General features: G+C 72.5%; 23 protein-coding genes and 1 pseudogene. 13 read left to right on the forward strand and 11 right to left on the reverse strand.

The window, feature by feature from the left end; all coding sequences use genetic code 11:
* The first annotated feature begins 17 nt into the window (after positions 1 to 17).
* The 3 genes from ACZ4WZ_RS24975 to ACZ4WZ_RS24985 all read left to right on the forward strand — a co-directional run bounded on the left by ACZ4WZ_RS24975 (position 18) and on the right by ACZ4WZ_RS24985 (position 2,327).
* Positions 18 to 1,211: a PP2C family protein-serine/threonine phosphatase gene (locus ACZ4WZ_RS24975; protein WP_467893721.1), complete on the forward strand. Its 1,194-nt coding sequence runs from the start codon at positions 18 to 20 to the stop codon at positions 1,209 to 1,211.
* A gap of 134 nt (positions 1,212 to 1,345) precedes the next feature.
* Positions 1,346 to 1,717, forward strand: a complete 372-nt coding sequence (locus tag ACZ4WZ_RS24980) for a hypothetical protein (protein WP_467893577.1) — start codon at positions 1,346 to 1,348, stop codon at positions 1,715 to 1,717.
* 364 nt (positions 1,718 to 2,081) lie between these two features.
* The gene (locus ACZ4WZ_RS24985; RefSeq protein ID WP_467893741.1) at positions 2,082 to 2,327 is read left to right on the forward strand and encodes a hypothetical protein; all 246 of its coding nucleotides are present in this window, start codon (positions 2,082 to 2,084) and stop codon (positions 2,325 to 2,327) included.
* Positions 2,328 to 2,371: 44 nt separating this feature from the next.
* Here ACZ4WZ_RS24985 and ACZ4WZ_RS24990 read toward each other — a convergent pair whose 3' ends face one another.
* Entirely contained in the window at positions 2,372 to 2,599 is a 228-nt protein-coding gene (locus ACZ4WZ_RS24990; RefSeq protein WP_467893743.1) for an ATP-binding protein, read from the reverse strand.
* A gap of 13 nt (positions 2,600 to 2,612) precedes the next feature.
* Positions 2,613 to 2,732 (reverse strand): annotated as a pseudogene (locus tag ACZ4WZ_RS24995) (SpoIIE family protein phosphatase); the annotation flags it as partial.
* 214 nt (positions 2,733 to 2,946) lie between these two features.
* Here ACZ4WZ_RS24995 and ACZ4WZ_RS25000 point away from each other — a divergent pair.
* Positions 2,947 to 3,375: an Hsp20/alpha crystallin family protein gene (locus tag ACZ4WZ_RS25000; RefSeq protein ID WP_467893579.1), complete on the forward strand. Its 429-nt coding sequence runs from the start codon at positions 2,947 to 2,949 to the stop codon at positions 3,373 to 3,375.
* Positions 3,376 to 3,420: 45 nt separating this feature from the next.
* On the opposite strand, the gene ACZ4WZ_RS25005 is transcribed toward ACZ4WZ_RS25000, so the two are convergent.
* The 4 genes from ACZ4WZ_RS25005 to ACZ4WZ_RS25020 form a co-directional block, all read right to left on the reverse strand.
* The gene (locus ACZ4WZ_RS25005; RefSeq protein ID WP_467893580.1) at positions 3,421 to 3,759 is read right to left on the reverse strand and encodes an STAS domain-containing protein; all 339 of its coding nucleotides are present in this window, start codon (positions 3,757 to 3,759) and stop codon (positions 3,421 to 3,423) included.
* Positions 3,760 to 3,854: 95 nt separating this feature from the next.
* Positions 3,855 to 4,181: a DUF1360 domain-containing protein gene (locus tag ACZ4WZ_RS25010; protein WP_467893582.1), complete on the reverse strand. Its 327-nt coding sequence runs from the start codon at positions 4,179 to 4,181 to the stop codon at positions 3,855 to 3,857.
* Between the two features lie 302 nt (positions 4,182 to 4,483).
* Positions 4,484 to 6,586 (reverse strand): S9 family peptidase, encoded by a 2,103-nt coding sequence (locus ACZ4WZ_RS25015; RefSeq protein ID WP_467893584.1) that lies wholly within the window; start codon positions 6,584 to 6,586, stop codon positions 4,484 to 4,486.
* A 320-nt stretch (positions 6,587 to 6,906) separates the two neighbouring features.
* Entirely contained in the window at positions 6,907 to 8,688 is a 1,782-nt protein-coding gene (locus tag ACZ4WZ_RS25020; RefSeq protein ID WP_467893586.1) for an N-acetylglutaminylglutamine amidotransferase, read from the reverse strand.
* A gap of 301 nt (positions 8,689 to 8,989) precedes the next feature.
* Between ACZ4WZ_RS25020 and ACZ4WZ_RS25025 the strand changes: the two genes are divergently transcribed.
* The 8 genes from ACZ4WZ_RS25025 (at position 8,990) to ACZ4WZ_RS25060 (ending at position 16,342) form a co-directional block, all read left to right on the forward strand.
* Positions 8,990 to 10,084, forward strand: coding sequence for a carboxylate-amine ligase (locus tag ACZ4WZ_RS25025; RefSeq protein WP_467893588.1), 1,095 nt, complete (start codon positions 8,990 to 8,992; stop codon positions 10,082 to 10,084).
* A 186-nt stretch (positions 10,085 to 10,270) separates the two neighbouring features.
* Positions 10,271 to 11,116, forward strand: coding sequence for a HipA family kinase (locus tag ACZ4WZ_RS25030; protein WP_467893589.1), 846 nt, complete (start codon positions 10,271 to 10,273; stop codon positions 11,114 to 11,116).
* Positions 11,113 to 11,496, forward strand: coding sequence for a DUF3037 domain-containing protein (locus ACZ4WZ_RS25035; RefSeq protein ID WP_361610184.1), 384 nt, complete (start codon positions 11,113 to 11,115; stop codon positions 11,494 to 11,496). Before ACZ4WZ_RS25030 ends, ACZ4WZ_RS25035 begins: the two co-directional genes overlap by 4 nt.
* Before the next feature lie 137 nt (positions 11,497 to 11,633).
* A complete protein-coding gene (gene fabG / locus ACZ4WZ_RS25040) occupies positions 11,634 to 12,395 on the forward strand; it encodes a 3-oxoacyl-ACP reductase FabG (RefSeq protein ID WP_467893590.1) in 762 nt (253 codons plus the stop codon).
* Between the two features lie 27 nt (positions 12,396 to 12,422).
* The gene (locus ACZ4WZ_RS25045; protein ID WP_467893592.1) at positions 12,423 to 13,220 is read left to right on the forward strand and encodes an SDR family oxidoreductase; all 798 of its coding nucleotides are present in this window, start codon (positions 12,423 to 12,425) and stop codon (positions 13,218 to 13,220) included.
* Positions 13,221 to 13,372: 152 nt separating this feature from the next.
* Entirely contained in the window at positions 13,373 to 14,956 is a 1,584-nt protein-coding gene (locus ACZ4WZ_RS25050) for an ABC transporter substrate-binding protein (protein ID WP_467893593.1), read from the forward strand.
* Between the two features lie 97 nt (positions 14,957 to 15,053).
* Positions 15,054 to 15,722, forward strand: coding sequence for a uracil-DNA glycosylase (locus tag ACZ4WZ_RS25055; RefSeq protein WP_467893723.1), 669 nt, complete (start codon positions 15,054 to 15,056; stop codon positions 15,720 to 15,722).
* A gap of 50 nt (positions 15,723 to 15,772) precedes the next feature.
* A complete protein-coding gene (locus ACZ4WZ_RS25060; protein ID WP_467893595.1) occupies positions 15,773 to 16,342 on the forward strand; it encodes a hypothetical protein in 570 nt (189 codons plus the stop codon).
* 42 nt (positions 16,343 to 16,384) lie between these two features.
* Here ACZ4WZ_RS25060 and ACZ4WZ_RS25065 read toward each other — a convergent pair whose 3' ends face one another.
* On the reverse strand, positions 16,385 to 16,900 hold the full coding sequence (locus ACZ4WZ_RS25065) for a hypothetical protein (protein ID WP_467893596.1): 516 nt from the start codon (positions 16,898 to 16,900) through the stop codon (positions 16,385 to 16,387).
* Positions 16,901 to 16,995: 95 nt separating this feature from the next.
* Entirely contained in the window at positions 16,996 to 17,517 is a 522-nt protein-coding gene (locus ACZ4WZ_RS25070; protein ID WP_388945817.1) for a DinB family protein, read from the reverse strand.
* Positions 17,518 to 17,599: 82 nt separating this feature from the next.
* Between ACZ4WZ_RS25070 and ACZ4WZ_RS25075 the strand changes: the two genes are divergently transcribed.
* Positions 17,600 to 18,514 carry a Gfo/Idh/MocA family protein gene (locus ACZ4WZ_RS25075; protein WP_467893598.1) on the forward strand — a complete coding sequence of 305 codons (915 nt, stop codon included), beginning with the start codon at positions 17,600 to 17,602 and terminating at the stop codon, positions 18,512 to 18,514.
* Here the strand turns inward: ACZ4WZ_RS25075 and lnt are convergent.
* The 3 genes from lnt to ACZ4WZ_RS25090 all read right to left on the reverse strand — a co-directional run bounded on the left by lnt (position 18,450) and on the right by ACZ4WZ_RS25090 (position 20,753).
* Positions 18,450 to 19,997, reverse strand: a complete 1,548-nt coding sequence (gene lnt, locus ACZ4WZ_RS25080) for an apolipoprotein N-acyltransferase (RefSeq protein WP_467893600.1) — start codon at positions 19,995 to 19,997, stop codon at positions 18,450 to 18,452. The two genes, ACZ4WZ_RS25075 and lnt, sit on opposite strands and share 65 nt — an antisense overlap.
* Positions 19,998 to 20,045: 48 nt before the next feature.
* A complete protein-coding gene (locus ACZ4WZ_RS25085; RefSeq protein ID WP_467893602.1) occupies positions 20,046 to 20,507 on the reverse strand; it encodes a nuclear transport factor 2 family protein in 462 nt (153 codons plus the stop codon).
* A gap of 69 nt (positions 20,508 to 20,576) precedes the next feature.
* Positions 20,577 to 20,753 carry a hypothetical protein gene (locus tag ACZ4WZ_RS25090; RefSeq protein ID WP_362456231.1) on the reverse strand — a complete coding sequence of 59 codons (177 nt, stop codon included), beginning with the start codon at positions 20,751 to 20,753 and terminating at the stop codon, positions 20,577 to 20,579.
* Between the last annotated feature and the right edge of the window lie 162 nt (positions 20,754 to 20,915).

The raw sequence follows: 20,915 nt of genomic DNA on the forward strand, positions 1-20,915 counted from the left end.
CCGACTCCTACAGCCTCATGCTTGCGGGTCTGCTCAGGGCAAGTCACCTGACCACCTTCGAACGGCTCCCCGCCCTGGTGGCGCGGCTCGCCTCGCAGGCCGGCTTCGAGAGGGTGCGCATCTACGTCTGCGACCTGCGCGAGGACATCCTCCGTCAGGTGACCGGTGAGGGACTCGACGCCGGCCGCGGCGGAGAGAGCCTACGGGTGGACGGGACGCTGGCCGGGCGGGCCTTCCAAAGCCTTCGGCATCTCGTCGGCAGCGACGAGACCGGCCCCCAGCACTGGCTTCCGCTCCTGGACGGCACCGAGCGACTGGGCGTTCTCACCGTCACCACGCGCGGGAAGGCCGACCACGATGCGCTGGACGCCATGGGAGACCTCGCCTCGCTCGTCGGCATGATGCTGGTGAGCAGCCGCTCGCACAGCGACTCCTACGCCCGGCTCACCCGTCTGGAGCCGATGTCGGTCTCGGCGGAGATGCAGTGGACGCTGATGCCCCCGCGCACGTTCGCCAGCCCCCGGGTGACGATCTCCGCCGCCATGGAACCCGCCTACGCGACCGCGGGGGACGCCTTCGACTACGCGCTGGCCGCCGATGTCGCCCACCTCGCCGTGTTCGACGCCATGGGCCACGACACGGCCGCCGGCTTGACGGCGAACCTCGCCATGGCCACCTGCCGCAACCAGCGCCGCCAGGGCGCCAGCCTGAGCCAAGCCCGCGACGGCATCGAAGCCATGCTGATGGAGCAGTTCGCCAGCGACCGGTACGCGACCGCCATCCTGGCCGACCTCGATCTGAACGGGGGGCTGCTGTCCTGGATCAACTGCGGACATCCCGCCCCGATCCTCATCCGTGACGGCCGCTGGACCAGCACACTGGAACGCCCGCCGAGCCACCCCTTGGGTACCAATCTCGCCCTGCCGGCGCACGTCCACCGGGAACATCTGGAACCCGGTGACCGCCTCGTCCTCTACACCGACGGCATCACCGAGGCGCGCGACCGGTCGGGCCGTGAGTTCGGGCTCGACCGCTTCGTCGAATTCATCATCCACCAGCAGGCCGCTGCCCTGCCCGTCCCCGAAACCCTGCGCCGCCTGGTCCGGGCCGTCCTCCTGCACCATGACGGCCGGCTCGGCGACGACGCCACTGTCCTGCTGTGCGAATGGCACGGCCACGCCCGGTCCGAACCGGTTGCCCGGGGCGCCTGAGGGCACCTGCCCCGCGGATTCCTCCACGGGCCGCACCCGGGTGGTGTCCTCCTGGGCGAGGATCTCCGGTAGGGGGTCCGTCCGGAACGGCACCGGGGACCGCCTCCGGCCGACTCGGCGAAAGGATTCCTCCCATGGCGCGGATGGTCGTGCGGGGCACCGAGATCGTCGTGTGCCTGTCGTGGTGGGAGAGGCTCCTCACGCACTCCCGCGGGGTACGCGTCCCGCTCTCCGCGCTGCGCCGCGTGTACGTTCAGCCCGACTGGTGGCGTGCGCTGCGGGGCACCGGTGGCAGGGGGACCTGGATCCCGGCGCGGCGATGTGCCGGAGTGCGGCACGTGGGAGAGCTGAAGGACTTTGTGGTCATCCGTGCCGACGGGCCGGTCCTGTGCGTGGAACTCGGTGCTTCGGCTCCCTTCAGCCGGCTGGCCGTCTCGGACCCCGACCCCCGACAGGCGCTGAGCGCCCTCGAACCGCACGTCCCGCAGCACCTCGTTCCAGGCTGACGTGCCGCCTACCGGAGGGGCGGCGTCAGAGTTTCCGTGCGGCCGGTGGCGGCCCGTTGGTGCTCGGCCCGCCGCTGGATCATGCGGCGGAAACCGACGAGGGCGCTGTGCCGGGCTGCATACGGTCCCTCACCGTCCGCCGGAAGACCGGCGACGCGGCTCATGAGGTCCGTGGCGTGTGGAACAGCAGCTCAGCGCGCATCCGGCACGGGGCGGGGGCATGGCGTCCGGCGATCTCCGGTAAACCCGCGGAAGGCCGATGTCCCCCTGATGGCCCACGCCCGTTGGCCTCTTTGGAGCAGGGGCGCTCACATGGTCAGGGACGGCCGTTCTCGCGGCCACCACGGCAGGAAGGGAACGGCCCATGTACGAAATGCGAGCCGAGTTCGCCCCCGAACGATCGGAAATGCTGTGGCACGTCCTCGCCAAGGGGCAGACCACGGCCACCCTCTGCGGCTACTCGCTGCCGCAAGGGTCGACGGTCGCCGCGCTCATGTCGGAAGGGACGGCGGAACGCTACTGCGCCCGCTGCATGGCCGCCTTCCGCAGCACGGTGGGGAACACCGCACCTCCCGCGGCCACGGCGGGAAGGGAATCGGCGGCGGTCTGAGCGTGGCCCGGCCCTCCACTCCTCCGGCGCCACATGCATGGCCTTCATGCCGTCGGCGGGGAGCCAGGGGTGTCGGGCCCGGGCCGTGCGCTCGGCCGGGACTGCTCGGCCCAGACGGTCTTGCCGGTCGTGTGGTGGCGCGTGCCCCAGCGTTTGGAGAGGCGGCTGACCAGGAGCAGGCCGCGTCCGCGCTCCTCCAGGTCGTGGGCGCGGCGCGGGCGCGGGGCGGTTGAGCGCCGCCCCCAGCTGCTCGAGGCCGGCGCCGATGTCACGGCCTCGGGCTTCGACCAGGCCGTCGGTGTAGAGCACCAGCAGACTGCCCTGCGGCACGGAGAACGCGGCGGCCTCGAAGGCCACGCCTCCCACACCCAGAGGCGGACCGGTGTCCACGTCCACTCCGCGCATTTTTACTCGCCTCCATCAGGCCTCGGACGGGGTCCAAGGCCATTCGATTTCTGCGTAGAACAAACCGCATGAAGTTTCAAGTGCGGCGGAAACTCGACCGGCCCCCGGGCTGAACACACGGGGTTTGCACCCGTCGTCGCGCGGCGAGAAGTCAGGAAGAGCAGGTGTACGGACAGAGAAGAGGTGGCGCGAGTTCGAGGACCTCTATCAGAGGATGGGGCAGCTGTGGGCTTCGGCCGTCCCGGGAGGTGGCGGACTGGTACGGGACGCCGCGTGGCAGCCCGCGGACGACGTCGAGGAAACCGACGACGCCTACGTGGTCGAACTCGAACTGCCCGGGCTGCGCGAGGACGAGGTGACCGTGGAGGTCCTGGGCGGGGAGCTGGCCGTCCATGGCGAGACCAAGGAGAAGGAACGCACCGGCGTCGTGCGCCGGCAGACCCGCAGGGTCGGACAGTTCGACTACCGGATGAGCCTGCCCGCCGACGCGGACGCCGACCGCATCAGTGCCGACCTGTCCCACGGCGTGCTCACCGTGCGCATCCCCAGGCGAGCGGGCGGAAGGCGGAAGGCCCCACCGCATCGAGATCACCAGCCGGTGAGACCGGGACCCGCTCCCGGCTGCCGGCCCGCCCGGGCTTGACCAGCCGGATGCTCCCCGCGAGGTCGGTGCTTCGCGGGGAGCCGCTCAATCCTCGAACGTGATCAGATGGTCCGCGCCGGTCTGGTGCAGGGCCCGGCGCACCTGCTTGGCGGCACCGCGGACGCGCACCCCGTCGGACGAGTTCGTCATCAGCAGGGGGCGGACGAGCGCGTACGCGCAGATCGCATCCAGCCGTTCGACCTCGCTGAGGTCGAACACCCACTCGCCGGTGTCCCGCAGTGCCGGATCGAGCAGCGCTTCCTCGATCTCCCGGGCAACCGCCCCGGTCACCTCGCCGCGGAGCGCCAGTTCGGCGCGGCGCTCGCCGACGACCACGACGCGGACGTGTTGCCTCTCGGACCGGCCTTGTACATGAGCGTCCATGCGATCTCCTTGCCAGCACCTCGAACCGCTTCGTACTGCTCGTCCTCTCCGCCGACGATGACCCCCGCGGCCCGATGTCCGAAGCAGCGAACAGGTCAATGCTCCGCTCGCTTGGACAGAGCACAATGCCCGAACTGAAGGGCGTCCGAGACGGCCAGAGCGGCCAGGGCGCCGGTTACGGTGCGGGTGGCCCGCGGCCATATGGCCTGAGCGCCCGTGAAGGTGGCCACGATCCACACGCTCAGGCAGAACGGGCAACTGATCAGCTCACCCAGTGTCCGGCGGCCCGGCTCCTCGCGCGGGGATTCGTTGAGTTCTGCCGCAGCGCCCGCGCCGTCCACCCGAGTGAACGGGGCACGCACGGGCCGCGTCACCGTGGCCTTGCTGATGAGGCGGCTGAGCCGGAAGGTGGCAGTTGCCATGAGCGCAAGATCCCAGGGGCCGGCGGGAGCCGGACGGGGTCGGCCGATGCGGCGCTGCAGTGCGGTCCAACCCGCTGCGTAACCGGCGAACCCGACCATCGCACACAGGTGCCCCCCGTGGGACCGCAGACCTTGGAGTGTCCCCATCGAACCGCCTCGTTCCGCCCGCTCGGGCCGTCGTCCACCTCGTCCTGATCGCAGCAGTGGGGCTGCTGAGCGGCGCCTACCCGGCCCCTCCGCGGACACGCGTTGAACTCATCAAGCCGAGTCATCGACCAGCCCCGGCCCGTGGCCGCGCGTGCTCAGCCGGGGCTTGGCCGGGCGGCGGGAACGAGGTGTTGTTCCAGCCAGTCTGCGGCGGCCCGCCGGTAGAGGCGGCGGTTGTCCGCCCGCAGGAACTCGTGGCCCTCGTTGCGCAGGGTCAGCAGCTCGGCCGGCACCCCGTGGCCGCGTGCGGCGCGGACGAACTGCTCCGATTCCGTCGGGGGCACGTTCGTGTCGTGCTCGCCGTGGACGGCCAGTACGGGTGCGCGCAGCTGGTCGATGCGGTTCATCGGGGACAGCGCGCGCAGGAGGTCCCGGTCGTGCTCGGGATGACCGTACTTGTGGGCGGCGGACTGGGCGATCCACGGCTCGGTGCCGGCGAAGAAGGTGGCGAGGTCGGACATGCCGCAGACGGCGACGCCGGTGCGGAAGAGCTCGGGGTGCCAGACCAGCGAGGCCATGGTGAGGTAGCCGCCGTACGAGCGGCCCATCACCGCCAGCCGCAGGGGATCCGCGTATCCGAGGGCGACCACGTGTGCGGCGCAGTCGGCGACGTCCTCGATGGCCGCGAACCGCCCGGTGCCGAGGTCGGCGTCCACGAAGGACCGCCCCCAGCCCGAGGAGCCGCGGACGTCGGGGGCGAACACGTCCATGCCCCGCCCGAGGATCTCGTGGTAGAGCGGATCGAACACCGGCCGCTCCTGTTCCTCGGGGCCCCCGTGCAGGTGGATGACGCACGGGCCAGGCCGGGCGGGGTCGCGTTCGGGTGCCCGGTAGTACCAGCCGCCGAGCAGCAGCCCGTCCCGTGCCCGGCAGCGCAGGGGCACGGGGCGGACGGGGGGCCGCCCGGGCGGCGCCGCGTCCTCGTCGCGCGCCGTCCAGCCGGTGCGGACCGGGGGGAAGCCGCCCGACAGCGCCCAGATCCCGGGTCGGCGAAGCGAGCCGGACAGGGCGGCGAACAGTCCGCCGCGTCCGACCGGCACCATGCGGGTCACCACCTCGTGGGGCAGTACCGGCCGGTGGTGGGGGCCCAGGCCGCTGTCGCCGTCGCTGCCCGGCAGGCCGACGGTCTCCAGCTCGCTGGCGCCGTGCACGTTCCAGGCCAGCAGGGCCCAGCGCCCGTGGTCGGGCAGGCTCAGCAGGTCGAGCGCGGTCTCCGTCCGCTCCGCGGCCACCGACAGGGCTTGTGCCGTTCCGTCCTCGTCGAGCCGGGCCCGGAGGAGCGCGGCGAACTCGCGGTCCGCGTCGCTGCGCAGCCACAGGCTCCGCGAGTCGGGGGAGAGCCGGCCGATCCAGGGGTCTCCGTCGGCGACGGGCAGCCGGAAGGTGACGCGGCCCGAGGCGCGGTCGAGGAGGAGGGCTTCGCGACGCCCTCGCGGTCCGCGGCGCAGCAGCACGAAGCGGCCCTCGGCGCCGATGTCGCAGGCGCGCAGCGAGGCGGCGCCCGCCTCGCTGAACAGCAGGACGGGCGCCTGCGTGCCCTCGGGGTCGAGAAGGTAGGCGGCCAGTCCTCCGCCCGCGTCCGCGCCGGTGGCTCCCGCCGTGCCGGCGGGGAGCTCGGCGACCGCGGCCGGTGTGGGTGCCAGCAGGGGCAGGCCGCCCGTCCCGTACGCCGTGACCGCGCCCCGGGCAGCCCCGCGTTCGGGAGCGCCGAGGAGGGTCGCATGGCCGTCCCGTGCGGTCCACGCTCCCGCGGCCGGACCGTCGCGGAAGCCGGAGTCGGCTTCCTGCGGCAAGTGGCCGGCGCCGCTGTGGGCGCCTGCGGCGGCCGCCGGCTGGGCGACGGTGACGGCCAGGGCGGACCCGTCACGGGTCCAGCAGCCCAGGTGCGCGGAAGCTCCCGGCTCGGCGCCGGCGAGCACCTGCCGGCCGGTGCCGTCCGGGCGTACGACCAGCACGCGGGTGTGTTCGCCGCCTCCCGGCGCGGCGGTGTAGGCGATCCAGCGGCCGTCGGGCGACCAGGACACCTCGGTCACGGGGTCGGGGTCGGCATCGAGGATGTGGGCCTCGTCCCCGTGCGCGGGGCCGCTCCAGAGCTGCGGCACACCGGCCCGGTCGCAAATGAAGGCCACCTGGTCACCGCTGGGGTCCGCCGAGGGGTACCAGCACCCGTGGGCGGTGAGCGAGGTCGGCGGGTCCACCGGACGCGTGTCGGCCAGGGGGACCGGGACGGGAGCCGCTACGGGCGCCGGTGCCGGATCCGGCACGGCACCGGGCGCGGGGGCCGGGGCCCGGTCCGTGTCCGGCGGGGTGGGTCCCGCGGCCGGGTGTGTCACACGTGCCGCCGCGGCGGGCGGGGCCTCCCGGGCAGTGCCGGGCAGGAGCCCCACGCCGCCGCCGTGCGGCCGTGGGGGCACGGCCGACGCGGCGTCGGCGGGTCGGGAACGGTGCTGACGTGAGGAGCGGTCCAGGGGCATGTGGGCCTCTTCGAAGGCTTCCGGGGGACTCTCACCGTTCGGTGTCAGTTGACGCCGTGAGTCTGCAACCAGATCTCCAGCGAAGCCACCTGCCACAGGGTGCTGGCTCCGCGTTTCGTGCGGTGACGCGCGGGATCCGCGAGCAGCTCGTCCACGCGGCGCGGGTCGAAGAGACCACGTCGGCGCGCTTCGGGGGCGGTCAGGGCCTCGCGGACCCGGGTCAGCACCGGCTCGGCCATGTGCCGGACCGCCGGCACCGGGAAGTACCCCTTGGGCCGGTCCACGACCTCGCGGGGAAGGATCTGCCGGCCGATGTCCTTGAGCACGCCCTTGCCCGCCTGCGCCAGCTTGAGCTCCGGCGGGCAGGCGGCGGCCAGTTCGACCAGTTCGTGGTCCAGGAAGGGCACCCGCGCCTCCAGGCCCCAGGCCATGGTCATGTTGTCGACCCGTTTGACCGGGTCGTCGGTCATCAGCATGTGCACGTCGAGGCGCAGGGCCGCATCGAGAGCGCTCTGTGCGCCGGGGACCGCCATGTGGGCGCCGACGAACTCGCGTGAGGCGTCCCGGTCGGCGACCAGGTCGGGAGACAGCAGGGCGGCCACGTCCTCGTGCGCGCGGTCGAAGTAGGCGTCCGCGTAGGCATCCGGCGCTTCTGCCCGGGCGGCTGCGGCGATCTGCGGGTACCAGTGGTAACCGGCGAACACCTCGTCCGCGCCCTGTCCGCACAGCACCACCTTGACGTCCTTGGTGACCTGTTCGGCCAGCAGGTGGAACGCCACGGAGTCATGGCTGACCATGGGCTCGCTCATGGCGGAGATCGCGTCCTCCAGCGCGGCGGGTAGCCGGTCGGAGGGGATCATGAACTGGTGGTGGTCGGTCGAGAACCGGCGGGCGACCAGGTCCGAGTACCGGAATTCGTCGCCCTCCTCCCCGCTCTCCGCTTCGAAGCCCATGGCGAAGGTGGCCAGGTCGCGCTGCCCCTCCTCCGCGAGCAGGGCCACGATCAGACTGGAGTCCAGTCCGCCGGACAGCAGGACGCCCACCGGTACGTCGGCGACCATGCGACGCCGCACGGCGGTGCGCAGGGCCTCGTGCACGGCTTCCCGCCAGAGCGCCGGATCGCTGCCGAACTCGGCGCGGCGGGTGTACGACGGCTGCCAGTAGCAGTGGTCGCGGTACGTGCCGTCCCGCTCGACGACGCGGACGGTGGCCTGCGGCAGTTTGCGTACGCCGGAGAGCACGGTCCGGGGCGCCACGACGGTGCCGTGCCAGCTCAGGTACTGGTGCAGCGCCACCGGGTCGAAGGACGTGTCCACCCCGCCGCCCGCCAGCAGGGCGGGCAGGGAGGAAGCGAAGCGGAGGCGGTCGCCGTCCTCGGTGAGGTACAGCGGCTTGATGCCGAGCCGGTCACGGCCCAGCACCACGCGGCCGGTGTGGTGCTCCACCACCGCGAAGGCGAACATGCCCACCAGTTGCCGGACGCAGGCGTGCCCCCACTCTCCGTATGCCTTGAGGAGCACTTCCGTGTCGGATTCGGAGAAGAAGCGGTGCCCGAGCCCTTCGAGCCGTCCGCGCAGCTCCCGGTAGTTGTAGACGCAGCCGTTGAAGACGCCCGTGATGCCCAGCTGCGGGTCCGTCATCGGCTGGGCGCCGCTCTCCGACAGGTCGATGATCTTCAATCGCCGGTGGCCCAGCGCCACCGGGCCCTGTGACCACACGCCTCTGCCGTCGGGTCCGCGCTCTTCCATCCGATCGGTCATGCGTTCGACCGCGGCGATGTCGGCCCGCCCGCCGTCGAAACGAACTTCTCCACTCAAGCCACACATGCGCAACCCCTCGGTGGACGCTGACCGCGGGGGCGCCGCATCCCTGCGGGCACCCGCACGGCTGGGGTCCGGAGCACCTCAACCATGAACCTTCACTCCCGTGCACTGACGGCCCGCGTCCCGCGACTCCGGCCGAACAGGCGCTCGACATGGTGAGCGCCTGCCCGCCGCCGCGCCCGCTATGCGAGCGCGTTCGATCTTCGTTCCCGCCGGGGGAGAACAAGCGAGCCCCCATGCCGCACGCCACCCCGGAACACGTCCCGAACGGCGGTATCGGTCGAAGGCTGAAATACTCGCCCAGGTGATCACAGTCGGAGTCGAGGAAGAGTATTTGCTGGTGGACCCGGACACGGGCCTCCCGGTGCCGAAGCACGACGCGGTGCGCGCGGCCGCGGGCCTTGACCCCGTCACCGATGAGGGCGAAGTCCAGGCGGAGCTCCTCCAGGCCCAGGTCGAGGTCGCCACTCCCGTGTGCACCGACCTCGCCGAGGTCGGCGGTCACCTCCTGCGCCTGCGGCACGCCGTCGGCTCCGCCGCCGAGCGGGTCGGCTGCCGGGTGGCCCTGACCGGGGCGGCGCCGGTCCGGGCCGACGCGCCGGTGCCCGTCACCCGCAAGACGCGCTACCTGGAGATGCGCGGTCAAGCCCCCCTCCTCGTGGACGAACAGCTGATCAACGGCATGCACGTCCATGCCGGGGTCCCGGACCGGGCCATGGGCATCGAGGTACTCAACCGCATCCGCGTCTGGCTGCCGACGCTGCTGGCGATGTCGGCCAATTCCCCTCTGTGGGACGGGCGCGACACCGGCTTCGCGAGCTGGCGCACGCTCGTCTTCGGGCGGTGGCCGGTGAGCGGCCCACCGCCGGTCTTCGCCGGCATCACCGACTACGACCGGCGCGTCGCCGCCCTGGTGGACTCGGGTGTCATCGCGGACAACAGGCAGTTGTACTGGCACGCCAGGCTGTCGGAGACGTACCCGACCCTCGAGATCAGGTGTGCCGACGTCCAGCTGCGCGCCGACGACGCGGCGATGTTCGCGGGCATCGTACGAGCGCTCGTGGCGACCGCCGTCGAGGAGGCGAAAGCCGAGGCGCCCCTGCCGGAGTGCCCTCAAGAGCTGCTCCAGGCGGCAACGTGGCAAGCCGCCCGGCACGGCCTGAGCGGCCCCCTGGTACGGCCCGACGGGGCGCGCCACGGCGCCCGGGAGGCCATCGGCCTCCTCATGCGCCACATCGGGGCCGCCCTGGAGGAGGCCGGCGACACCCGGCAGGTGACCTCCCTCGTCCACCGGTTGCTGCGGGACGGCACGGCCGCCGACCGGCAGCGGCGAGCGGTGGCAGAGGGCGGTCTGCCGGCACTGTTCGATCTCGTCACCACCCAGAGCACCGCGCCCTGAAGGCGGACGAGGGGCCGGAGGTACGGCTACGGGCGCCCGGGCGGGCCGAGTGTGCGGGACCTCCGGCGTCCGCCTCATCCTCCACCCTCTCGCTGGCCGCCGTCAGCGAGCGGGGCCTCCTGCGGGAAGCAGCCGTCCGGGAAAATCCTTGGATGGTGAAGCGCGTCCGCCCGCTAGCCTGGGAAAATGCTCACAGAAGTGATCGCGACCCGCTATGTCACGCCCTTGCGCGAGGGCGGCTCGCTCCCGGGGATCGTCGAGGCCGACGATCTCGGTACGTACGTCATGAAATTCACCGGAGCCGGCCAGGGACGCAAGACCCTGGTCGCCGAAGTCGTCTGCGGGCGCCTCGCCCAGCGGCTGGGGCTGCGCGTCCCGCGGCTGGTGCAGATGCAGCTCGACCCCGTCATCGGGCTCGCCGAGCCCGACCAGGAGGTCCAGGAACTGCTCAAGGCCAGCGGCGGGCTCAACCTCGGCATGGACTACCTGCCCGGCTCGATCGGCTTCGACCCCCTCGCGTACCGGGCCGACCCGCTCGAGGCGGGACGCGTCGTCTGGTTCGACGCACTGATCAACAACGTCGACCGGTCCTGGCGCAATCCGAACATGCTGGTCTGGCACGGGGAACTGTGGCTCATCGACCACGGCGCCACGATGATCTGGCACCACAACTGGCCCACCGCCCAGGCCGCCGCCGCCAAGCCCTACAACGCCTCCGACCACGTCCTGGCCCCCGTCGGCCCGGACATCGCGGCGGCCGCCGCCGAGCTGGCCCCGCTGGTCACCGAGGAGCTGCTCACCGAGGTCACCGCCGACGTCCCCGACGAATGGCTGGTGGACGAACCCGGCTTCGACTCCACCGACGCGGTGCGCCGCGCCTACGTGGAGGCGCTGGTGCCGCGTGCGGCCACGATCCACGAGAGGATCACCATGGAGGCGGAGGTCAGGCAGCGGTCCGGTCCGCCGGGCTGGCTCGCCGAGCGCCTCCCTCCCCAGTCGGACCAGAACAAGCAGAAGAGCGGCGACGAGTGACCAAGCGGGACGTGTTCGAATACGCGCTGGTGCGCGTGGTGCCCCGGATGGAGCGCGGTGAGTGCTTCAACGCCGGTGTGATCGTCTACTGCCGGGCGCACTCCTACGTCGCCGCGCGCACCCACCTCGACGAGGCGAAACTCCTCGCGCTCGACCCCGGGGCCGACGTGGCCGGAGTACGCGCCGCGCTGCGCGGGGTCGAGGGGCTGTGCGCCGGCGGCGAGGAGGCGGGCCAGGCGGCGGGCGACGACGCGGGGCGCCGGTTCCGGTGGCTGATCGCCCCCCGCAGCACGGTGGTGCAGCCGGGGCCGGTGCACACCGGCCTGACGGCCGATCCCGCCGCCGAGCTGGAACGGCTCCTGGACCTGCTGGTCCGCTGATTCCGGGGCGGGCCCGCGCCGCTGCCGCCGGGGGCCGTTGACACGGGGTGTCAGGGCTCCTAGCGTCTCCTCAGCTGAAGCTACTAAGCGGTTGCTCACCTTCGGGCGGCCGTCTCTCAAGGGCGAGGAGAACCAGCATGTCCACCACCGAGCAGCGCGTCGCGATCGTGACCGGGGCGGCCCGGGGCATCGGCGCGGCCACCGCCATCCGTCTGGCGGCCGAAGGCCGTGCGGTCGCCGTACTCGACCTGGACGAGGCGGCCTGCAAGGACACCGTCGAGGCGATCACGGCGGCCGGCGGCAAGGCCCTGGCGGTCGGCTGCGACGTCTCCGACGCCGCCCAGGTGGAGGCGGCCGTGGAGCGGGTCGCGAGCACGCTCGGCGCCCCGACGATCCTCGTCAACAACGCCGGCGTGCTCCGCGACAACCTGCTCTTCAAGATGAGCGACACCGACTGGGACACCGTCATGAACGTGCACCTGCGCGGCGCGTTCCTGATGGCGAGGGCCTGTCAGAAGTACATGGTGGAGGCCAAGTTCGGCCGTGTCGTGAACCTCTCCAGCAGCTCGGCGCTCGGCAACCGCGGCCAGGCCAACTACGCGGCCGCCAAGGCGGGTCTCCAGGGCTTCACGAAGACCCTGGCGATCGAGCTCGGCAAGTTCGGCATCACCGCCAACGCCGTCGCCCCGGGCTTCATCGTGACCGAGATGACGGCGCAGACCGCGGCCCGCGTCGGCATGGGCTTCGAGGAGTTCCAGCAGGCCGCCGCCTCCCAGATCCCGGTGCAGCGCGTGGGCCGCCCGGAGGACATCGCGGGCGCCATCGCCTTCTTCACCGGCGAGGACGCGGGCTTCGTCTCCGGCCAGGTCCTGTACGTGGCCGGCGGCCCGCTCAACTGACGGTTCCACGAGAGGCGGGCGTACGTCATGACGGACAACGGCATCGACAACGGCAACGGCGGCGGGGACACCGGCCGCGTCGACAGCGGCAAGGTGGCCCTGGTCACCGGTGCGAGCCGGGGCATCGGCTACGGGATCGCCGAGGCCCTGGTGGCCCGGGGCGACCGGGTCGTGATCACCGGGCGCAACGAGGACGCGCTCAAGGAGGCCGCGGAGCGGCTCGGTGCGGACCGGGTGATCGGAGTGGCCGGGAAGGCGCACGACGAGGCCCACCAGGCCCTCGCCGTCGAGCGTGCGATGGAGGTCTTCGGCCGCGTCGACTTCCTGGTGAACAACGCGGGCACCAACCCGGTCTTCGGGCCGATCGCGGACCTGGACCTGGGGGTGGCGCGCAAGGTCTTCGAGACCAATGTGATCTCCGCCCTGGGCTTCGCCCAGCGGACCTGGCACGCCTGGCAGAAGGACCACGGCGGGGCGATCGTGAACATCGCCTCCATCGCCGGGGTCTCGGCCTCGCCCTTCATCGGGGCGTACGGGATGAGCAAGGCCGCGATGATCAACCTGACCCTCCAGCTGGCTCACGAGATGGCGCCGGGCGTGCGGGTCAACGCCATCGCCCCGGCGGTGGTCAGGACGAAGTTCGCGCAGGCGCTCTACGAGGGCCGGGAGCAGGAGGCGGCGGCCGCCTATCCGCTCGGCCGGCTCGGGGTTCCGGAGGACATCGGCGGGGCCGCCGCGTTCCTGACATCTGCACAAGCGGAATGGATCACAGGGCAAACCCTCGTCGTCGACGGGGGAATGTTCCTCAATGCCGGGGTTCATTGACCGATATCCGGACGCATTTGCCTCCTGATGGGAGGCAAATGCGTGTCGAACTGGCACGAAATCGGTCAAGTGCCTCACGAAACCTGCCCATTGGATTTGTGAGGCTCTGCGGTAGGGTCTGCCGCACCCCTGGCTGATCGAGGAGCGTGCACGTGTTCAACCGGACCAGATGCCTGCAGATCGCTGCGGCCGTTGCGTCCATATCCCTGCTCGCCGGATGCGGCCTGTTCTCGGACGACGACGGCGAAACCGCGAAGAGGATCACCGTAGGCACGACGAGCGCGCCCAGCACCCTCGACCCCGCTGCGGCCTGGGACGGCTCCTGGGAGCTGTACCGCAACGTCTACCAGACCCTGCTGGCCTTCCCGACGGGCAGCACCAAGCCCCAGCCGGACGCGGCCCAGGGATGTGAGTTCACCGACTCGGCGAACACGGCCTACCGCTGCACCCTGCGCAAGGGCCTGAAGTTCTCCAACGGCGAGCCGCTCGACGCCAAGGCGGTCAAGCACTCCCTCGACCGGATCAAGACGATCAACCACAAGGTCGGTCCCGCCGGTCTCTTCAACACCCTGGACAAGATCGAGGCGCCGGACGCGCTCACGGTCGTCTTCCACCTGAAGACCCCCGACGCGACCTTCCCGTACGTGCTGGGCTCGCCGGCCGCCTCCCTGGTCGCGCCGAAGGACTACCCGGCCGGGAAGATCCGCACCGACGGGAAGGTCACCGGCTCCGGCCCCTACGTCCTCACCTCGTACACCGAGGGCGGCGAGGCGGTCCTCGGCCGCAACGAGAGCTACACCGGCTTCGCCAACCGCCGCAACGACGGCGTGACGATCCGCTACTTCACCGACTCCAAGAAGATGGTCGCCGCCCTCAAGGGCAAGGAGATCGACGCCACCTACCGCGGCCTCTCCGCCCCGGAGATCAAGGACCTCCAGACCCCCGCCTCGCAGGCCCTCGGCGTCCAGGTCGTGGAGAACGTCGGCGCCGAGATCCGCTACCTGGTCTTCAACCCGAACGACCCGCAGGTCAACAAGCAGGCCGTGCGCCAGGCGATCGCCCAGGTCATCGACCGGGGCGCGATCGTCTCGAAGGTCTACCAGGGCACCGCCGAGCCGCTCTACTCGATGGTCCCCAAGGGCGTCGTGGGCCACAGGACGCCCTTCTACGACATGTACGGCAACCCCGACGTGGCCAAGGCCAAGAAGATCCTCACGGCCGCGGGGATCACCCAGAAGGTGGAGCTGACCTTCTGGTACACCACGGACCGCTACGGCGCCTCCACCGCGGACGAGTTCACCGAGATCAAGCGGCAGCTCGACGAGAGCGACCTCTTCAAGATCAACCTGCGCGGCCAGCCGTGGAAGGCCTTCCAGGAGGGCTACAAGAGCGGCCAGTACCCGGTCTTCGGCCGAGGCTGGTTCCCGGACTTCCCGGACCCCGACAACTTCATCGCGCCGTTCGTCGGCAAGGAGAACGCGGTCGGCACCCCGTACGAGCCGGCGCAGATCGTGAACGAGCTGCTCCCCAAGTCCCGCCGCGAGGGCGACCGCTCGGCGGGCGTCAGGGAGTTCGAGGCGGCCCAGCAGATCTTCGCCCAGGACGTCCGGCTGCTGCCGCTGTGGCAGGGCAAGCTGTACGTCGGCGCGCGCGAGGACATCGCCGGCGCCGAGCGGGCACTGGACCCGCAGACCGCCATGCAGATGTGGGAGCTGTACCGCAAGACCAGCTGGTGATTCCGGCGGGGCGCCCGGATGGCGGCGTTGTCAGTGGTCCCCGGTAGGTTCAGAGCAGTTGCACGAACTTGTACCGGAGGTTGTCGACGTGACCCAGATGCTGCCCGAGTCCTGGCTCCCCGTCCTCGGCGGGGAGCTGGACCAGCCCTACTTCAAGGAACTCACCGAGTTCGTCGAGAAGGAGCGGGCGAACGGGCCGGTCTACCCGCCCCGCGAGCAGGTCTTCGCGGCCCTGGAGGCCACGCCGTTCGACAAGGTGAAGGTCCTGGTCCTCGGCCAGGACCCGTACCACGGCGCCGGCCAGGGACACGGTCTGTGCTTCTCCGTGCGCCCCGGGGTGAAGACCCCGCCCTCCCTGCGCAACATCTACAAGGAGATGAAGGAGGAGCTCGGCCTGCCGGTCCCGGACAACGGGTACCTGATGCCGTGGGCCGAGCAGGGCGTCCTGCTGCTCAACGCCGTCCTCACCGTCCGCGAGGCCGAGCCCAACTCGCACAAGGGCAAGGGCTGGGAGAAGTTCACCGACGCCGTGATCCGGGCCGTGTCCGATCGCTCCGACCCGGTCGTCTTCGTGCTCTGGGGCGCCTACGCCCAGAAGAAGATCCCGCTCATCGACGAGGAGCGGCACGTGATCGTCAAGGGCGCCCACCCCTCGCCGCTGTCGGCGAAGAAGTTCTTCGGCTCCCGTCCCTTCACGCAGATCAACGAGGCCGTCGCCGCCCAGGGCCATGAGCCGATCGACTGGCGGATCCCGGACCTGGGCTGACACCACACCGCGCCTCGGCGCCAGATCCGGTGCCGCCGGTTAGCTTCTTGATGATCGGACCGGACCCGGTCCGGCGGAGCGAGCCGGAGGCCCCGTTGACGGAGCAGCAGCAGGAGGCGTCGGAGGACGCCGTCATGACCAGGATCGGCCAGGCCGTCATCCTGCTGCACGCCGGAGACCGCGAGGAGGCCCGCAACCGGCTCGGCGAGATCTGGTCCGAGATCGGCGAGGAGGGCGACTCCCTGCACCGCTGCACGCTCGCGCACTACCTGGCCGACGCGCAGGACGACCCCGCCGACGAACTGGCCTGGGACCTGCGGGCGCTGACCGCCGCCGACGGGCTCGGCGAGCGGCCGGGGGAGACGCCCCCCGGGCGCGCCGACCCGCACCCCGCCGTGCGGGGGTTCTACCCGTCGCTGCACCTCAGCCTCGCGGCCGACTACGCCAAACTGCGCCGGCCCGAAGAGGCCCGGGCCCACCTCGCGCGGGCCCGGGCCGCCACCCGAGGGCTGTCCGACGACGGGTACGGCAACGGCGTGCGGGCCGCCATCGCCCGCCTGGAGCGCCGACTGGAGGCCGAGGGGGGCCCGGGGCCCCGCCCCTTCCCCGGGCAGGCGTAGCGCCCGCACGGGGCGTGGCGGCCGCAGGGGGCCGCGTCCGCTTCAGCCGCCCTCGACGCCCGCGCAGATCCGGGCCTCCGGACCGTCCGGATCCCAGTCCCCGTGCCGACGGCCCAGCGCGCACACGTCGGCGGGCCGGACCGGCAGCTTCCGCACCAGCCCGGGCGGCAGCCGCCCCTCCCGCCCCGGGGCGTGCGGACGGCCCGCCGCGCCGCCCTGGGCGCGCCCCGGCGGCTCGGCCGGCTCCGGGATGTCGGGTACCGCGGGTGGGGCCGGGGCGGCCTCCCGGGCCTCCGTACGCGGCCCCGGTACGGTGCGCGCCGAGCCCCGCCCCGCGGCCGTCGGGGCCGACGGACGCGCGCCCTCCCCGGGTACCGCACTCAGCGCCTCCAGAGCGGGCGCCTGGACGACCACGGGCAGCGCCCCCGGCCCGCCGCGCGGCTCGTGCCGGGGCGGCGGCCCGCCGGGGGAGGGGTTCACGTTCACGCAGCCGGAGACGGCCGAGACGGCACAGGCGGCTCCGAGGAGGAGCTTCGTCGAGGTTCGGGTGGGGTGCACCCGTGCAACTCTGCTGTGCGGCGACCCCGTTGCGAAAATCCGGAGCCGATATTCACCCCGCACGGGTGACGCGGAGGGGTGACCGGCGGGCAGCGCTATTCGCCGGTGGCGCCGTCGATGTGCTCGCGCAGCAGGTCCGCGTGCCCGTTGTGACGGGCGTACTCCTCGATCATGTGGGTGTAGACCCAGCGCAGGCTGAAGACCTCGCCGCGGTGGTGGCTGGCGGCGTCCGACACCGCGTCCAGGGAGCGGCCCGCCGCCGCCCGCCGCGCCAGATCGGTCTCGGTCCGCCAGACCTGCTCGGCCGAGGCCCAGGTGTCCCCGTCGGTGAACTCGAAGTCCCCGTCCACGTTTTCGCGGGTGCTGTACAGCTCGGGCAGGTCCTCGCCGAGGGTGATCTCCCGGAACCAGTACCGCTCCACCTCCGCCATGTGCCGTACGAGGCCCAGCAGACTGAGCGCGGAGGGCCGGAGCGGGGTGAGGCGCAACTGTTCCTCGGAGAGCCCCTCGCACTTCCAGGCCAGGGTGGAGCGGTGGTAGTCGAGCCAGCCCTCCAGCATCTCGCGCTCGCCGGCGGTGGTGGAGGGTTCGGGGCGGTGCGGTCCGTTCGACGTCATGGTCCACATCCTGGACGAACGCGCCGCCTCCCACCAGGGATTAAGCTGCGGCCGTACCCAAGGCACACACAGGAGGCTCCTGGTGAAGGTCGGCGTCATCGGACTCGGCGACATCGCGCAGAAGGCGTACCTGCCCGTCCTCACCACCCGGCCCGGGCTGGAGCTGCACCTGCAGACCCGCACCCCGGCCACCCTCGCGCGCATCGGAGACGTCCACCGCGTCCCGCCGGAGCACCGCCACACCACGCTGGACTCACTGCTCGCCGAGGGCCTCGACGCCGCCTTCGTGCACGCCCCGACGGACACCCACCCGCAGATCGTGGAGCGGCTGCTGGAAGCGGGTGTGGCGACCTACGTGGACAAGCCGCTGGCCTACGAGCTGGCGGACTCCCGGCGCCTGGTCGAGCGTGCCGAGGAGCGCGGGGTGAGCCTCTTCGTCGGCTTCAACCGCCGCCACGCGCCCGGCTACACGCTGTGCGCCGACCACCCGCGCGACCTGATCGTCATGCAGAAGAACCGGGTCGGGCTCCCCGAGGACCCCCGCACCCTGGTCCTCGACGACTTCATCCACGTCGTCGACACCCTGCGCTTCCTGCTCCCGGGAGAGGCCGACCACATCGACGTACGGGCCGTGGTGCGCGAGGGACTGATGTCGCAGGTGGTGCTCCAGATGTCCGGCGACGGCTTCACCGCCCTGGGCATCATGAACCGGCGGTCCGGGTCGGCCGAGGAGGTCCTGGAGGTGTCGGGCCAGGACTCCAAGCGCCAGGTCGTCAACCTCGCCGAGGTCGTCGACCACCGTGGCCAGCCCACCGTGCGCCGCCGCGGGGACTGGGTCTCCGTGGCGCGCCAGCGCGGGATCGAGCAGGTCGTGGACACCTTCCTGGAGGCGGTGGCGGCCGGCAAGGTGCTCAGCGCCCGGGACGCCCTGCTCACCCACGAGCTGTGCGAGCGGGTGGTGCTGACGGCTCTGGAGCAGACCTCCCCGGCCGCCTGACCGCCCGCACCGCCCCGGCCGCCCAGTACAGCGCCAGCGCGGCCAGGCAGGCGCCCGCCGGCCAGTTCCCGAAGCGGACGAAGAGGGTCGTGCCGCGGGCGAGCGGCACCTCGTACGCGACCGCCGTGCTCGCCGAGGTGGGCAGGGCGGCCCCGATCCGCTCGCCGGACGGCCCGTGGACGGCGCTGACCCCGGTCAGGGTCGCGTGCACCACCGGGCGGCCCGTCTCGGCGGCGCGCAGGGCCGCCAGGGAGGCGTGCTGGGCCGGTGCCCAGCTGTCCTGGAAGGTCGAGGTCGCCGACTGCGCGACGAGCACCCCGGCGCCCTCGCGGACCAGGTGCCGGCTCATGTCGGGAAATGCCGACTCGAAGCACACCAGCGGACCCAGCCGCACCCCGCCGGGCAGGTTCATGACCACGGGGGCCGCGCCGCGCATCCGGTCCTCGCCCGCCGCCCTGCCGACCGAGGTGGCCCAGCCCAGCACCGAGCGGGCCGGTACGTACTCGCCGAAGGGGACCAGCCGCATCTTGTCGTACCGGTCGCCGGTGGGGCCTTCCGGGCCGACCAGCACCGAACTCTTGTAGATCCCGGGCCGGTCCGAGCGCCGGGCGTCCACGTTGACCAGCAGCGGGGCACCGAGCTCCGCGGACAGGGCCGCCAGCCGCCGGGACAGGTCGGGCCGCGCCGCCAGGTCCGCGCCGACGCCGCTCTCTCCCCACACCACCAGGTCCGGCCGGGCGCCCGCCAGGGTCCGCGTCAGCCCCTCCTCCACCGCGAACCGCCGCTCCGCGCTGTCCGCCCCGCCCACCGGCCCCGGCTGTACGACGGCCACGCGCACCCCGCCCGAAACCTCCGGGCGCGGCAGCCACAGCCACACCACCCCCGTGAGCACCGCACCCCCCGCCAGCGAGGCCACCGCCGGAACCCGCGCCCGCGGCGCCGCGACCAGCAGTACCACCGCACAGTTCACCGCAACCACCAGCAGGCTCACCAGCCACACCCCGCCCACCGAGGCCAGCCGCAGTGCCGGCGGGACCTGCCACTGACTCGCCCCCAGCAGCCCCCACGGCCCGCCCAGCCCCTGCCAGGACCGGGCCAGCTCCGACAGCAGCCACCCCGCCGGTACGAGGACCAGCCCGGCCGCCGCCCGCCGCGGACCCGGCACTGCGCCGAGCAACTCCCGCACCAGCAGGGCCCAGGGCACCCAGAGCAGCCCCAGCAGCACGGCGACGGGGATCAGGAACACGTGCAGGCTCGGCAGCAGCCAGTGGTGCACCGCCACGATGAACCCCGCACCCCCCAGCCAGCCCTCCCACGCGGCCCGCCGCCCGGTGGGCGCGGAGCGCAGCAGCAGCATCCACGGAAGGAGGGCGACGTACGCGAACCACCACAGCCCCGGCGCCGGAAAGGCGAGACAGGGCAGCGCCCCGGCGGCCACGGCGCCCGCCGCACGCCACCGTCGGGTCCGCTTCGCGAGCAGCATGACGCGCCTCCGCTTCCAGTGTGGGACCGCCCTCGGCCGGGCGCGGCCTCAGGCCGCTGCGTGACGCCACTTCTCGTGGACCGTGACCTGCGTGAGCCGCCAGCCGTCCGGGGTGCGGGCGAGCGAGAAGGCGTACCGCCCGGCGGCGACGAAGTCGGGGGACGTGCCGCGGTCGCCGGCACCGGCCCGCCGCATCGGGTTGAGGAAGTCCGCCCGGACCCGCGCCGAGTCCCCGGGGTAGCCGCCCCGGTCCTCCAGCCGGATCAGCCGGTTCACGATCAGGTGCTGGCGCACCGGGAAGAGCTCCATGGTCCGCGCGAGCCAGCCGGCGACCTCCGCGGCCGGGCCCGCGACCCCGCCGGCCGAGCTGTAGTCGGCCCGTCCGCCGGGCGTGAACAGGGCGCGGTAGGCGTCCCAGTCCCCGTCGTCGACGGCCACCGCGTACCCCGAGACCACCTCGTCGATGGCGAGACGGTCCATCACGGTCGCCAGGTCCACACGCTGCGTCATCGGGCCAGTGTGCGGCCGCGGGGCGACGAGGCCAAGGGGCGTGCGGCCACCGGACGCGCCCGGCGCCGATCAGTGACCGGAATGCGCCTCCCGTTGCCGGATCACGACCAGGAAGGCATCACTGGCCAGGTCCATCACCACCTCCGCCGGCACGCCCTCGCGCGTCCGCTGCGCCGCGTACTCCTCGGCGGGCCAGCTCCCCCTCGGACTTCCCGCCGGAAAACGCTCCAGTACCACGCGGCCCATGGGAACCCCTGTCGCTCGCTTTCAGGCCTCTCTTCCGGGCACAACGACGTGGGGGGGGGGGGGGGGGGGGGGGGGGGGGCGGGGGGAGGGAGGGGGGGGGGAGGGGGGAGGAGGAGGGGGGGGGGGAGGGGAGGGAGAAACAGAGCACGGGAGGGGGACGGC

The organism is Streptomyces sp. NPDC029122 (assembly GCF_055569445.1).

What these genes read in the sequence shown, in the direction of transcription:
- ACZ4WZ_RS24975 (WP_467893721.1), top strand. Translation starts at nt 18, where the DNA reads ATGCTTGCGGGTCTGCTCAGGGCAAGTCACCTGACCACCTTCGAACGG.
- ACZ4WZ_RS24980 (WP_467893577.1), top strand. Translation starts at nt 1,346, where the DNA reads ATGGCGCGGATGGTCGTGCGGGGCACCGAGATCGTCGTGTGCCTGTCG.
- ACZ4WZ_RS24985 (WP_467893741.1), top strand. Translation starts at nt 2,082, where the DNA reads ATGTACGAAATGCGAGCCGAGTTCGCCCCCGAACGATCGGAAATGCTG.
- ACZ4WZ_RS25000 (WP_467893579.1), top strand. Translation starts at nt 2,947, where the DNA reads ATGGGGCAGCTGTGGGCTTCGGCCGTCCCGGGAGGTGGCGGACTGGTA.
- ACZ4WZ_RS25005 (WP_467893580.1), bottom strand. Translation starts at nt 3,759, where the DNA reads ATGGACGCTCATGTACAAGGCCGGTCCGAGAGGCAACACGTCCGCGTC.
- ACZ4WZ_RS25010 (WP_467893582.1), bottom strand. Translation starts at nt 4,181, where the DNA reads ATGGCAACTGCCACCTTCCGGCTCAGCCGCCTCATCAGCAAGGCCACG.
- ACZ4WZ_RS25020 (WP_467893586.1), bottom strand. Translation starts at nt 8,688, where the DNA reads ATGTGTGGCTTGAGTGGAGAAGTTCGTTTCGACGGCGGGCGGGCCGAC.
- ACZ4WZ_RS25030 (WP_467893589.1), top strand. Translation starts at nt 10,271, where the DNA reads ATGCTCACAGAAGTGATCGCGACCCGCTATGTCACGCCCTTGCGCGAG.
- fabG (WP_467893590.1), top strand. Translation starts at nt 11,634, where the DNA reads ATGTCCACCACCGAGCAGCGCGTCGCGATCGTGACCGGGGCGGCCCGG.
- ACZ4WZ_RS25045 (WP_467893592.1), top strand. Translation starts at nt 12,423, where the DNA reads ATGACGGACAACGGCATCGACAACGGCAACGGCGGCGGGGACACCGGC.
- ACZ4WZ_RS25055 (WP_467893723.1), top strand. Translation starts at nt 15,054, where the DNA reads ATGCTGCCCGAGTCCTGGCTCCCCGTCCTCGGCGGGGAGCTGGACCAG.
- ACZ4WZ_RS25060 (WP_467893595.1), top strand. Translation starts at nt 15,773, where the DNA reads ATGATCGGACCGGACCCGGTCCGGCGGAGCGAGCCGGAGGCCCCGTTG.
- ACZ4WZ_RS25070 (WP_388945817.1), bottom strand. Translation starts at nt 17,517, where the DNA reads ATGACGTCGAACGGACCGCACCGCCCCGAACCCTCCACCACCGCCGGC.
- lnt (WP_467893600.1), bottom strand. Translation starts at nt 19,997, where the DNA reads ATGCTGCTCGCGAAGCGGACCCGACGGTGGCGTGCGGCGGGCGCCGTG.
- ACZ4WZ_RS25085 (WP_467893602.1), bottom strand. Translation starts at nt 20,507, where the DNA reads ATGACGCAGCGTGTGGACCTGGCGACCGTGATGGACCGTCTCGCCATC.
- ACZ4WZ_RS25090 (WP_362456231.1), bottom strand. Translation starts at nt 20,753, where the DNA reads ATGGGCCGCGTGGTACTGGAGCGTTTTCCGGCGGGAAGTCCGAGGGGG.